Annotated in this window: 1 protein-coding gene; it reads left to right on the top strand. The window is 32.8% G+C overall.

The genetic code is table 11. The features are described 5' to 3' along the window. A partial coding sequence (locus tag Q4548_RS16805) for a DDE-type integrase/transposase/recombinase (protein WP_303457200.1) occupies positions 1-287 on the top strand: 287 nt, incomplete at both ends.

Raw genomic sequence — 287 nt, 5'->3', positions numbered from 1 at the left:
TATATTAAAACGGATAAAGGACATGCATACCTAGCACTAGTAACAGATGCTTATTCTAAACAAATTATGGGATATAAGATAGATAATAACATGAAGACAGAACTCTGCTTAGAAGCCCTTAAAATGGCTATTAAAAACAGAAAATATCCTTATCAAAAAATCATTCATCACTCGGATAGAGGATTACAATACTGCAATCCTACCTACACTAAGTTTGCTGAAGATAATGGAATACAAATGAGCATGACAGAACAATATGACCCATACGAAAATGCAATTGCTGAAAG

It is taken from the genome of Wenyingzhuangia sp. 2_MG-2023 (genome assembly GCF_030548295.1).
In the GTDB taxonomy this organism is placed as follows: domain Bacteria; phylum Bacteroidota; class Bacteroidia; order Flavobacteriales; family Flavobacteriaceae; genus Wenyingzhuangia.
This window is presented reverse-complemented; position numbering and strand designations above follow the sequence as displayed.